Below are 12,890 nucleotides of genomic sequence, written 5' to 3' on the forward strand. Positions count from 1 at the left end.
GTCGCCAGATACCCTTACACGGAAAGGCCCCTGCCAATGGTGGGGGCCTTTCTTGTCATTCGGGCTGCAATCAGGACTGTAATCCGGATCGCTTCCGGGGCTCGACGAAACGTCCTATCAACGCAATAATCCCCAATCTGAAAAGCCCACCAAAAAACTCACATCAGCGGAGAACAGCACCGTGACACGCCCCACCCACAAAATCGCAGTCATCGCCGGCGACGGCATCGGAACCGAAGTCATGCCCGAAGGTATCCGCGTGCTTAAGGCCGCCGGCGAAATCTTTGACCTTGATCTGGTGTTTAATGAATTCGAATTCGGCTCGTGCGACTACTATCAAAAGCACGGCCAAATGATGCCCGATGACTGGCGCGCACAGATCGAACCACATGATGCCATTTTCTTTGGTGCGGTCGGCTGGCCTGAAACGGTGCCGGACCACATTTCACTGTGGGGCTCGCTGATCATGTTCCGGCGCGACTTTGACCAGTATGTCAATTTGCGCCCGGCCAAACTGATGCCCGGCGTGCCATCGCCGCTCGCAGGGCGCAAACCGGGTGACATTGATTTCTATGTCGTGCGCGAAAATACCGAAGGTGAATATTCCTCGGTCGGGGGCAAGATGTATCCCGGCACGGACCGTGAAATCGTCATTCAGGAAACCGTCATGTCGCGCACCGGCATTGATCGTATCCTGAAATATGCGTTCGAACTGGCGCAGAAACGCCCGCGCAAACATGTAACCTCGGCCACCAAATCGAACGGTATTTCAATCACCATGCCCTACTGGGATGAACGCGTGATCGAAATGGCGAAAAACTATCCCGACGTCACCTGGGACAAATACCATATCGATATTCTGACCGCCCAGTTCGTCATGAACCCGGACCGCTTTGATGTGGTCGTGGCGTCGAACCTGTTTGGCGATATCCTGTCCGATCTTGGCCCGGCCTGTACTGGCACCATCGGCATCGCGCCATCGGGCAACATCAACCCGGAACGCAAATTCCCCTCCCTGTTCGAACCGGTCCATGGTTCCGCCCCCGATATTGCCGGCAAGGGCATCGCCAACCCGATCGGCCAGATCTGGTCAGGGGCAATGATGCTTGATCACCTCGGTCACACCGATGCCCATGATGCGATCATGCGCGCGATTGAGGCCGTCCTGCTCGATGAAAACCTGCGCACCGCCGATCTTGGCGGCAAGGCGAATACCGTCACCTGTGGCGAGGCAATCGCCAAGGCGCTTCTTGATAACGCCTGATTGCCAGAGCCTGTTCAGATAAATTTCAAACGTTGCCTGATCCCCGCTTTGCCGGGGTCAGGCTTTTCTTTTGGCAAACGGGTGCCGGCAAGCTTGCATCGGGTAGGCGCATCAGATCGCCACGTCGCCCGTCCCACGGTTGTGCAAAATCTTAAATTGGTATAGGTACAGCCTGCTGCGACGCAGCAACGAACGGGATGGTCTTGGGGAGACCTGTCGCTGAATTTCCGGCTGACGGATCATGAAGACCGCCTGATGACATTCCAGCCCGCGGGACAATCAATCGTCAGATCTGGCGATTGCGCGGTCGGGCTTGACCGAGACGGAGATTTTCTGTGAATAGCGATTTTCTGCCGCGTTTGCGGGCTGAATGGCTTGGCAACATTCGCGCCGATGTGCTTTCGGGCCTTGTGGTTGCGCTGGCCCTGATCCCGGAGGCCATTGCCTTTTCCATCATTGCCGGTGTTGACCCGAAGGTCGGGCTTTATGCCTCCTTCTCGATTGCCGTGATCACCGCCATCTTTGGCGGCCGTCCGGGCATGATTTCGGCGGCCACCGCCGCCACCGCCGTTCTGATGGGATCGCTTGTCCGTGAACATGGCCTTGATTATCTGCTGGCCGCGACCGTTCTGGCTGGCGTCATTCAGATGCTGGCCGGTGCGCTTCGTCTGGGGTCTCTGATGCGCTTTGTCTCCAAGTCGGTGATGACCGGCTTTGTCAATGCGCTCGCCATCCTGATCTTCATGGCCCAGCTGCCGGAACTGACCAATGTCAGCTATATGACCTATGTGATGGTTGCAGGCGGCCTTGCCATTATTTATCTGTTCCCGCGCATTACCAAGGTGATCCCGTCGCCACTGATTTGCATCATCGTTCTGACCGGCCTGTCGTTCTTTATCGATGCCGATCTACGCACCGTGGGCGATATGGGCGCGCTTCCTGATGCCTTCCCGGCGATCTATTTCCCTGATGTGCCGCTGAACCTTGATACCTTCCTGATCATCCTGCCTTATTCGGCGGCGGTCGCGGCGGTCGGTCTTCTGGAAAGTCTGATGACGGCGCAGATCGTTGATGATCTGACCGACACCACGTCGAACCGCACGCGCGAATGCTATGGCCAGGGTATCGCCAACTTCTTTACCGGCTTTATCGGCGGTATGGCCGGTTGTGCGATGATCGGCCAGTCGGTGATCAACGTCAAATCGGGTGGCCGTTGCCGCCTGTCGACCTTCCTTGCCGGTATCTTCCTTCTGATCCTGATTGTGGTTCTGGGCGATCTGGTCGCGATCATTCCGATGGCGGCCCTTGTCGCCATCATGATCATGGTGTCGATCGGGACATTCAGCTGGTCCTCGATCAAGGATCTCAAGGATCATCCGCGCAGCTCGTCGATCGTGATGCTGGCAACCGTGATCACCGTGGTGGGCTCCCATAACCTTGCAATCGGTGTACTGGTTGGTGTGTTGCTTTCGGGCATTTTCTTTGCCTGGAAGATCGCGCAGATTTTCCGTGTTACCAGCACGCTGTCGCCTGACAGCACGCACCGCACCTATGAAGTGCGCGGCCAGATCTTCTTTGCCTCGGTCGAAGACTTCACCAAGGCATTTGATTTCCGCGAAGCTCTCGACAAGGTCACGATTGATGTCAGCCACGCGCATATCTGGGACATTTCAAGTGTTGCAGCCCTTGATATGGTCGTGCTCAAATTCCGCCGTGAAGGGGCCGAGGTCGAGTTGATCGGTCTCAATGAAGCCAGCGAGACAATCGTCGATAAACTGGCCATCCACGACAAGCCCGGCGCGCTTGAACGCCTGATGGGCCACTAGGGAAACTGGGAAAGGAAGACGATCCATGACACATCTGATCGCACTGATCGATGGATCAGGCTATTCGCAAAGTGTATGCGACCTGACCCGCTGGGTGGCAGAACGCACCGACGCATCCGTCGAACTGATGCACGTGCTGGGCCGGCGCAATACCGATTCCGAACCGGCCGACCTCAGTGGCAATCTCAAACTCGGTGCCCGTTCGGCGCTGCTGAAGGAACTGGCTGATCTGGACGAGCAGAAAAACAAGCTCGAACTCAAGCGCGGCCGTTTGCTGCTTGAAGAAGCCAAAACCGGGCTTGAGGAAAAGGGCGTTGGCACCGTCACCACCAAGCTTCGCCATGGCGATCTGATCGAAACCATTGCCGAGTTCGAAGGTGATGCCGATCTGATTCTGGTCGGCAAACGCGGTGAGGCCGCCGATTTCGCCAAGCTGCATCTGGGCTCCAACCTTGAACGGGTTGTGCGTGCCGCCAAGAAGCCGGTGCTTGTCGCATCGCGTGCGTTCAAGCCGATCAACAAATTCCTGATTGCCTTTGATGGCGGCGAAAGTGCGATGAAGGCCGTGCGCCACATTGCATCGGGCAAACTGTTTACCGGTCTGCCCTGCACGTTGCTGTCGGTTGGCAAACCCAATGACACGTTGCAGGAAAAGCTTGATGACGCGGCAACCATCCTGCGCAAGGCGGGCTACGAGGTCGATGCAGGCTTCGCATCGGGCGAACCCGAAGACGTGATCAAGGACAAGATCGAAGCGGAAAATATCGATCTTCTGGTCATGGGCGCCTATGGCCATTCGCGCATCCGCAACCTGATCATCGGCAGCACCACCACCGAAATGGTCCGGTCCTGCCATGTGCCGGTGATGATGTTCCGCTAAGACCCATCCTGATCCGCGATCAAAGACCAAGCCCCGGCCAACCGACCGGGGCTTTTTTTGTACCTGAAAGGTCCTTGATCGCGATCAAGGACGCCAACAGCCCGCCGACCGGTAAAACTCATCGCACCCTTTCGTTTGGTTTGAAGGATCAAGCATGTTGCGTTTTACCGTCACCACGCTGGCCACTTTGGCGGCTTTTGTCATGGCAACCACATCTAACGGCGCGCCCTATGCCGTTGGTTTCACCGAAACCACCATCGCGGCCAGTGATGGAAACCGCGCATTGGTCGGTGCAATCTGGTATCCGACCAGCGACACAAACCCGGCGATACCTGTTGGCGAAAACCCAGTATTTTTCGGTCAGATGGTGCAGCCTGATGCCAAAATTCAGGACGGACGCCATCCCTTGGTCGTGATGTCGCACGGGTTTGGCGGCAACTGGCGCAATCAGGGATGGCTTGCCACCGCACTTGCCCGGGCGGGTTATGTGGTCGCCGCGATCAATCACCCCGGCACCACCAGCCGCGATGTCACCGCCGAAGTCGGATCCGCTTTGTGGCTCCGCCCGCGCGATATCAGCCACGTGATCACATCGCTTTCCGATAATCCCACATGGAAACTAGTCATCGATCCGACCAACATCACGGTGATTGGTCATTCACTGGGCGGATGGACGGTGCTGGAGCTTGCCGGGGCGCGAATGGACATGGATCGGATGGATATGGAATGCCAAGCGCATCCCGAATTCGCCGCCTGTGATGGCCTCGCAACACTTGAGGTTGGCCGCACAATTGAAGATCGCGAAAAGCTGGCAGCCAACCTTAAAGACCAACGGATCCGTGGCGCCATCTCGCTTGATCTTGGCCTTGCCCGTGGCTTTACCCCCGAAAGTCTGGCGGCCATCGATATCCCGGTTCTGGTCATTGCCGCCGGTGCGCCCAACCCGAAAATCCCCAAGGACCTTGAATCGGGTTATCTGATCGAACACCTGCCGACCGATTTAACCCGTTACCATGCCCTGCCCGGTGCGGCGCATTTCAGCTTCCTGCCGGAATGCAAACCAAATGCCGCGATGCTGCTTGAACAGGACGTCCCGGGTGATGGCATTATCTGTCTTGATGGCGATGACGCAACCGATCGATCAGACCTGCATCAACAGACCATCACCCTTATTCTCAACTTCTTGCGTTCTCTGAAAACAGCTTCCTGATCGGACCGAACGGTTGATCGGGGGTCGTTTGATCTGGGGTCGATTGATCAGGATTTGGGTCCGCGTCGCGATAGGCCCGTGGACCCATCCCGGTCACGCGGCCAAATTCGCGGTTAAAGTTCGATTTGGTCTGAAACCCGCAGTCAAACATGATTTCGGTCACCGGCTTATCAGTCGTCCGCAGCAGCATTTGCGCCTCTGCCACCCGGTATTCATTGACGACCTGTGACACATTGCGCCCGAACCGACGGTTAATCGCCCCGGAAATCTGCCGGGCCGGGATCACCACCCGGCGCGCCAACCGATCGAGTGTCAGATCAGGATCGCGATAGAGGTGCTGCGCACACATGACCTCATCGATTGCGGTAAGGATCGCATCATCCTCGGCGATATCGTTGTTGTCTTGCGGATCGTCTTTGCGCTGCGCAAATGCGGGTTCGGTCACGCTGTCAGTCAGCTTCGTGGTCTGCGGACTAAACCGCTCCAACCGGACCATCAGCAACGCCAGCACCACCAGAACAACCAACTGCGCAGTGCCGACGATTGTGGCGACGTTTGTGCCCTGCGTGATGCTGAAATCAAGGGCGATCAACCCGTCAACGAGCCCTGAGAAAATCAGCGCCCCGCCAACCACGGCAACAATGCCCCGCACCGATCCGACATCGCCCAGCCGCGCCTGTGCAAAACGGTCTTCGCCGCGGCTGGCCAGAACCATCAGCGCAATACCATATCCGGTAAATTGCACCGCAATCAGGAAATCCACCTGGATATGCCATTGTCGCCAGGTCAGAATTGCGATGAAAATCGCCAAAACTGGGATAACATGCAGCCAACGCCATCTGGTTTGCGACCGCTCCTCCGCGCCAAGTGCGGCAAAGCACATCCAGGCGATGGGCGGCAGCATCGCGGCAAACAACGGGCGCAAGAAACGGAAAATCAGCAGATCAAATTGCCAGCGCAGCCCGACCATAATCACCAGCGCCAGACTGGCGGCAACGAAGATTCGCATGCTCCGCCCAACCGGCCCGGCTGGCCCGCGCAGGGTCAGGCGCACCAGCAAAATCGCCAGCAACAAGGCAACGACAAAGGGCAACGGGATTTCAAACATAAGGCTTGGCACAATCTGGTAATTGGCAATCGCAACCTGATGTTTGTCCCGCGTGTGGCATTGGTGCGCAACAAAAAAGACCGCGATGACAGATCACCGCGGTCTTTGGATTTTGTTTAAATCCCAAACGGGACTTCGATCACCGCAACAGGAAACGTCCCAGATTGTTGTTGATCTGGCGTTCCATTTCGCGGTCAAGATCCATCAAAAGGGCCGTGGTGGCGTCATAGACCGCCTGTTCGCGTTCGGCCACAGACATCGATTCCGAAAGCGTACGCGACCGTTCCGCCATTGCTGTTACCTCACCCTTCTGCATGCCATTGGGGTCAAGCAGCTCAAGCTTGGCTGCGACCTTAAGGTCAATCTTGTCGGACTGATCGTCGGTAAAGACACCCTTGATGCCCTTGGTGGTTTTAAGCGCGTTCGAAGTCACCGAGGCCTCGGTCACGCTATAACGCAGCATGTCATTGGTGCCAGCCGTCTGGATACGATCATCGGGCCAGTTCATCGCCATGCGGCCCAGATTGAACGGCAGGGACGACTGGATCGATCCATCCTCATTGTTCGACCAGGCCGCAACCTTTTCAATCGGACCGGCGGCAAAGACAATCGGATCAAGATGGCGCCATGTCACATCGGGATAGGTCGCAACCGGGCCGCTTGTGCAAGCCGCCATCAGCGCAAGTGCCGCCCCGGCAACAACGGCGCGCAGGCCCTTGATGGACATAACCGTCATGTCTTCGATCTCCTTTGATCAATCACACAGATAAAAAAACAACGCCACCATGGCGCGTCAGGACGATGATCCTGTCATGGTGACGTTGCTTTAGGATTAAGGCAAGGCTGTGACGAACAATTAAGCCCCGAAGCCCCTGAAGCCGCTACTAGATTTTCGGAGATGCCGCTTCGGGATCATCTGCCTTGAGCTGGCGCAGCTCCGCCTCGTTAAAGCCATAACGCGTGTTGCAGAACTGGCAGGAAACACCAACCTCGCCGGTATCGGCTTCGCGCATCGAAAGAAGCTCCTCAAGCGGATAAGTCACAAGCGCGCCTTCGATCTTTTCGCGCGAGCAACGGCATTTGAACTGAAGCGGTGTCTGTTCAAACACGCGCGGTTCCTCGTCATGGAACAGGCGCCAGATCAAGTCATGCGCCGAAAGCGAAATATCAACCAGCTCGTTCTCGGTCGCACTCGCCATCAGGATGGTTGATCTGTTCCAGTCTTCAGATACCTTTTCGGCCTCTTCCGGGGTGCTCGCATCGCCCGATGCGCTGACCGGCATTTTTTGCAGGAACAGCCCGCCGACCCACCAGTCATCCGCGGTCTCGCCGCGATGAACTTCAAGCTTGAACGACGTTTCAAGCTGTTCGGACTGGCGGAAATAAGCTTCTGCACATTGCGCCAGCGTCTCGCCTTCAAGCGATACAATCCCCTGATAACGCTCGTGCTCATCGCCCTGATCGACCGTAAAGGCAATATGCCCCCGTCCCATCAGTTTCAGAACCTGACCGCGCAGCGCGTCTTCGCCGCCTTCTTCGGCCGCGATCATCGCCTTCAGGCGTTCTTCATCGACCCGCAGGCAGGCGCGCACATTGCCATCGCTATCGACATCGACCACCAGCATGCTGATCGGCCCGTCCGAGCTGGTCTGAAGGGTAAACAGGCCTTCATATTTCAGCGAGGACGACAACAGCACGGCAAGGCCGATGATCTCGGACAGCAGATGGTTGGCAAGCGCAGGATAGGTGTGCTGCCCGATGATGGTCTGCACCGTCGGGCCCAGGCGCGTGAAGCGGCCACGGATGTTGGAATGATCCAGCGTGAAGGGCTGGCAAAAATCGACAGCAATCTGCATTTTCAGCTTCCGCGTTTTTACGTGTTGCGGGGCGTATAACAACTGCACCCCCGCATTGTCGAGGTGCCAGTGTAAAGACCCTGGACGAAAACACCTGACAGCATAGCAAAGGGCGGCCAATGCCGCCCTTCAAATTCGATATGGCTTATTTAGGGGCCATAACCCGGATGGCAAGCCTTACGACGGCAAACCATTCAGGCAATACAGCAAAACACCCTTTTGCGCATGCAGGCGGTTTTCCGCCTCGTCAAACACAACCGACTGTGGCCCGTCAATCACCGCGTCGGTGACTTCTTCATTCCGGTGGGCTGGCAGACAATGCAGGAAGATCGCATCATCCTTGGCCTGTGCCATGGTGGTTTCATTGATCTGATAGGGCGAAAGGGCCTCCATCCGGGCGTCGTAATCTTCATCGCCCATCGAGACCCAGCAATCGGTCACAACAACATCGGCACCGGCCAACGCGCTGTCCATATCGGTCAGGCGCACTTTGCCACCTTCGGCATTGGCGGTTTCAATCAGCCCCTGATTGGGGCGATAGCCCGCCGGGCAGGCCATATCGAGTGCAAAGCCGAATTTCGGCGATGCATGAATGAACGATGCCGAGACGTTATTGCCATCACCAACCCAGGCAAATTTGAGGCCTTCAAGCTTGCCCTTGTGTTCCTTGACCGTCATCAGATCGGCCATGATCTGGCACGGGTGGCTTTGATCGGTAAGCCCGTTGATCACCGGCACGGTGGCATATTGCGCCAACTCATGCAGTTTGGATTCATCGGTCGTTCGGATCATGATCGCATCGACAAAGCGTGACAGAACGCGTGCGGTATCGGCAATGGTTTCCCCACGGCCAAGCTGGCTGCTGTCGGCATCAAGCGTCACCACATCACCGCCAAGCTGGCGCATGCCAACTTCAAACGACACACGTGTACGGGTCGACGGCTTTTCAAAAATCAAGGCCAAGGTCTTGCCCGCAAGCGGCTTTACCCCGAACGGAGCTTTCCCGGCCTTCTCGGAGTCGCCAAGGGCGAGAATATCCTTAAGCTCGCTTGCCGACATTTTGTCGAGATCGAGAAAATGGCGAATATCAGTCATAGTCAAATTTCCTTCCGCGCCCTTATTTGCGCATTATTTACCAAGGGCGGCAGCGGCTGCATCAATGGCAACCAGCGCTTCGTCAACATGGGTTTTGGTGATGTTAAGCGGCGGAATGATACGCACCACATTGTCACCTGCCGGCACGGTCAAAAGATTGAACTCGCGCAGTTTGGCAACAACATCAACATTGGCCGGTTTGGTTTTCATCCCCAACAGCAGGCCCATGCCACGCACTTCTTCGATAAAGCCCGGATGCTTGCGTGCAATCACCTCAAGGCCATCAACAATCAGGCGGCTCATTTCCAGAACATGATCCATGAAACCGGGTTTCAGAACCTCGTCCAGCACCGCATTGGCAGCCGCCGTTGCAAGCTGGTTACCGCCAAAGGTCGTGCCATGCATGCCGGGCGTAAAGGCAGCGGCTGCCTTTTCATTGGCAAGCAACGCCCCGATCGGGAAGCCACCGCCAAGCCCCTTGGCCGAGGAAATGATATCCGGCTCCATATCCGACCATTGATAGGCAAACAGCTTGCCGGTTCGGCCAATACCGGTCTGAACCTCGTCAAACATCACCAGCATGCCAAACTCATCGGCCGCCTTGCGCACACCCTCAAGATACCCTTCCGGCGCACGGCAAATGCCGCCTTCGCCCTGGATCGGCTCAAGGATAATGCCGCCAGTATTGGGTGTGATGGCGTTGCGAAGTTCGTTCAGGTTGCCAAACGCCACCCGGTCAAAGCCATCGGGCATCGGCCCGAAACCTTCGCGGTATTTCTCGCTATAACCCGCAGTCAGGGTGCCAAGGGTCCTTCCATGAAACGCATTGGTCGCAACCAGAATACGGTTCTTTTCAGGATGGCCCGACACATACTGATAGCGACGCAGCATCTTGATGCCGGCCTCGTTGGCCTCGGCACCCGAATTACAGAAAAACACCGTATCGGCAAAACTGTTCTCAATCAGCCGCTTGGCCAGTTTTTCCTGCCCCGGCATCTGATACAGGTTCGAGGTATGCCAAAGCTTGCCAACCTGTTCGGTCAGTTTCGCCACCAGATGCGGGTGCGAATGACCAAGCGTGTTGACCGCGATCCCCGACCCGAAATCAAGGAATCGTCGGCCGTCCTGCGCATAGAGATAAGGTCCTTCACCTTTCTCAAAGGCCAAATTGGCCCGCGCGTAGGTCGGCATGACGGGAGTAATCACTTTCTTATTCCTCAATTCGGGTAAAATTCACATTCCTGACCGATTGGTCAAGCTCCAGCGGACTGCTGGGAAGCCGAGGAGTATCAAGAGATTCACCGACCCTGTCAACGCCGCAAAAGCACGTACGGTGGTGTTTTAAAAATGGTCATCAAAATGAAAAAGGACGGCATCCGCATCAGGATACCGTCCTTTATGGTTTGGCAATCGGATCGGCGCTTAAGCCTTAAGCTTGTAGCCGGTTTTGATCATGCGATAGCACAGCAGCCAAAGGGCCGCATTGACCAGCGCAAGAACCACCACACCGGTCATGATCGTGCCATCGGAAATCCCGGTAAAGCCATAACGGAACCCGTCAATCATGTAGAAGAACGGGTTGAAATGCACCAGAACCTGACCGGCTTCCGGCAGGCTTTCCGCACTGTAAAACGTGCCCGACAGGAACGAGAGCGGGGTCACGACGAAGTTGGTCACGACCGCGATATGGTCAAACTTCTCGGCCCAGACACCACCCGCAATCCCCAAAAGCGACAGCATCAAGGATGCCGAAATCCCGAAATACAGGATCGCCCAGATGTTATGGATCGCGACATCGACAAAGAACGACATGAAGATCGCTGTGACCAGACCAACGATCATGCCGCGTGTCACCGCGCCAAAGGCAAAACCGGCAACCATTTCGCCAGCCGATAGCGGCGGCATCAAAACATCGACGATATTGCCCTGTACCTTGGCAATCGTGATTGAGCTTGAGGAATTGGCAAAGGCGTTTTGCACCATGGTCATCATGATCAGACCAGGGGCAAGGAAGGTGGCAAACGGGATGCCATTGACCATTTCAACCGCACGGCCAAGGGCTAGCAGGAAAACAGCAAGAAACAGCAGGCTGGTGACAACCGGCGCACCGATGGTTTGCAAATGCACATTCAGGAACCGACGGACTTCTTTGGCATAAAGGGTCCAAAGTCCAAGCCAGTTCACAGCCCCCATATAGCGCGGGGCAAGAGCACGTTGCTCTGACTCGTTCATGGAATTTCCTTCGGAAAAATGCAGACAATTGCGCGTAAAATAGGGAGAGTGGGGGCATACTTGCAAGGGTGTGAATTCATTCATAGTGTCAGTCATGCACGACAAACATCGCCAAAGCCCGGAAACCAGCGACTCTGCGCGCGAAAAAAAGCCCGCCGGCAATGCGCGTTTTTCCAACCAGTCCGGCAAAAAGTCGAAAACCCGCTCGCACGAACCCAAACGCCCGCGCAAGGTCACCCGCGACTATCTGATGAATTATGCCACCTGGTATCTCGAACGTTTCGCCGCATCGCGCGCCCGGCTTGAAACATTGATGCGCGGTAAAATCCGCCTCTCGGTCGCCGAACACGGCACCGACCCGGACGAAGCCGTGCAATGGATGAATTCGGTTTTGTCGGCGTGCGAAAAGGCCGGTTTCATTAATGACGATGCCTATGCCAAGGGCCGGGCAAGATCCCTGCTCAGGCGCGGCAAGGCGCTTCGCGTCATTGCCGCCGATCTGTCCGCGCGGGGCATTGCCAGTGATCAGGTCGATGCCGCTCTGACCGAACTTCGGGCAGAGGCCGATGACGCCGCCTACGAAGAAGTGCGCGGCACCGATCCCAACATTGCCGCCGCCGCCGCCTATGCCCGTCGCCGTCGTCTCGGTCCATGGCGAAGGCCCGACATCCGTGACGAAAAACGCGAAAAGGATATGGCCGCTCTCGCCCGTCAGGGCTTTGGCTATGACACCGCCACCCGCATCATCAATAGCGAGATCGAAGAGCTCGAAGACCTGCTCTCGATGATCGACGGGATTTGATTGCATCCCCAAAGACCGCTATCAATGAACAAATCCATTTTGATACGGAGACCCAACCATGATGGTCCGCATCTACCACAATCCGCGCTGCTCCAAATCGCGCCAGACCTTGGCCATGATCGAAGAACAGGGCATCACGCCTGACGTGATCGCCTATCTCGACACCCCGCCCACCCCACAGGAACTCTCGGGCATCCTTGATATGCTCGGCATGAAACCCGAGGACATCCTGCGCAAGAAGGAGGCCAAAGAAGAAGGCATTGCCGATCTGCGTGGCGACGAGTTGATCGAGGCGCTTTGCGCCCATCCACGCGCCCTTGAACGCCCGATTGTGGTCAATGGCGACAAGGCCGTTCTCGGCCGTCCGCCGGAAAACGCGCTGGAAATTCTTTAGTCCGTAGCTCATCCTTAGCAGGCGGGGAAACGTCCCCGCCTGCCATGAGTTTTAGAATGCAAACGTCAACTGGCGCGGCCAGCGACGTGTATGTGCGCAAACATATTCGCGATTTCCATAACGAATACGCTCGTAAGCACGCACAAAAACACGGCTTTCTTGCATCAATAAATTCCTTATTGCCGGAATTGAATTGAAATCGGCAAGAAAAAGTGCATAATTA

The 12,890-nt window shown here is 56.3% G+C and carries 12 protein-coding genes; 6 read left to right on the plus strand and 6 right to left on the minus strand.

All coding sequences use genetic code 11. The annotated features are described in order from the left end of the window. The first annotated feature begins 181 nt into the window (after nt 1-181). From B2T33_RS06060 to B2T33_RS06075, 4 genes are all read left to right on the plus strand, one after another. Nucleotides 182-1,264 carry a tartrate dehydrogenase gene (locus B2T33_RS06060; RefSeq protein ID WP_197146466.1) on the plus strand — a complete coding sequence of 361 codons (1,083 nt, stop codon included), beginning with the start codon at nt 182-184 and terminating at the stop codon, nt 1,262-1,264. Between the two features lie 335 nt (nt 1,265-1,599). After that, nucleotides 1,600-3,090, plus strand: coding sequence for a SulP family inorganic anion transporter (locus B2T33_RS06065; RefSeq protein ID WP_120223700.1), 1,491 nt, complete (start codon nt 1,600-1,602; stop codon nt 3,088-3,090). 25 nt (nt 3,091-3,115) lie between these two features. Beyond that, a complete protein-coding gene (locus tag B2T33_RS06070) occupies nt 3,116-3,970 on the plus strand; it encodes a universal stress protein (protein WP_286791463.1) in 855 nt (284 codons plus the stop codon). 154 nt (nt 3,971-4,124) lie between these two features. After that, complete coding sequence (locus tag B2T33_RS06075; protein ID WP_286791465.1) at nt 4,125-5,180, plus strand: alpha/beta hydrolase family protein; 1,056 nt, start codon at nt 4,125-4,127, stop codon at nt 5,178-5,180. Here B2T33_RS06075 and B2T33_RS06080 read toward each other — a convergent pair. The 6 genes from B2T33_RS06080 to B2T33_RS06105 form a co-directional block, all read right to left on the minus strand. Continuing rightward, nucleotides 5,146-6,288, minus strand: a complete 1,143-nt coding sequence (locus B2T33_RS06080; protein WP_286791466.1) for a helix-turn-helix domain-containing protein — start codon at nt 6,286-6,288, stop codon at nt 5,146-5,148. The genes B2T33_RS06075 and B2T33_RS06080 overlap by 35 nt on opposite strands. A 139-nt stretch (nt 6,289-6,427) precedes the next feature. Beyond that, nucleotides 6,428-7,024: a hypothetical protein gene (locus B2T33_RS06085; RefSeq protein WP_008889027.1), complete on the minus strand. Its 597-nt coding sequence runs from the start codon at nt 7,022-7,024 to the stop codon at nt 6,428-6,430. Between the two features lie 148 nt (nt 7,025-7,172). Further along, nucleotides 7,173-8,144 carry an Hsp33 family molecular chaperone HslO gene (locus B2T33_RS06090; protein WP_286791468.1) on the minus strand — a complete coding sequence of 324 codons (972 nt, stop codon included), beginning with the start codon at nt 8,142-8,144 and terminating at the stop codon, nt 7,173-7,175. Between the two features lie 177 nt (nt 8,145-8,321). Beyond that, nucleotides 8,322-9,239 (minus strand): ornithine carbamoyltransferase, encoded by a 918-nt coding sequence (gene argF, locus B2T33_RS06095; RefSeq protein ID WP_008889025.1) that lies wholly within the window; start codon nt 9,237-9,239, stop codon nt 8,322-8,324. Nucleotides 9,240-9,272: 33 nt separating this feature from the next. Beyond that, on the minus strand, nt 9,273-10,430 hold the full coding sequence (locus B2T33_RS06100; protein ID WP_008889024.1) for an aspartate aminotransferase family protein: 1,158 nt from the start codon (nt 10,428-10,430) through the stop codon (nt 9,273-9,275). Between the two features lie 231 nt (nt 10,431-10,661). After that, the gene (locus tag B2T33_RS06105; RefSeq protein WP_008889022.1) at nt 10,662-11,471 is read right to left on the minus strand and encodes an ABC transporter permease; all 810 of its coding nucleotides are present in this window, start codon (nt 11,469-11,471) and stop codon (nt 10,662-10,664) included. Nucleotides 11,472-11,565: 94 nt separating this feature from the next. On the opposite strand from B2T33_RS06105, the gene B2T33_RS06110 reads away from it, so the two are divergent. After that, a complete protein-coding gene (locus B2T33_RS06110) occupies nt 11,566-12,273 on the plus strand; it encodes a regulatory protein RecX (RefSeq protein WP_286791469.1) in 708 nt (235 codons plus the stop codon). A 58-nt stretch (nt 12,274-12,331) separates the two neighbouring features. Further along, nucleotides 12,332-12,667 carry an arsenate reductase (glutaredoxin) gene (arsC, locus tag B2T33_RS06115; protein WP_063085870.1) on the plus strand — a complete coding sequence of 112 codons (336 nt, stop codon included), beginning with the start codon at nt 12,332-12,334 and terminating at the stop codon, nt 12,665-12,667. The last annotated feature ends 223 nt before the right edge of the window (nt 12,668-12,890 follow it).

The sequence above is a fragment of the Thalassospira sp. UBA4513 genome, from assembly GCF_002388495.1.
In the GTDB taxonomy this organism is placed as follows: domain Bacteria; phylum Pseudomonadota; class Alphaproteobacteria; order Rhodospirillales; family Thalassospiraceae; genus Thalassospira; species Thalassospira tepidiphila.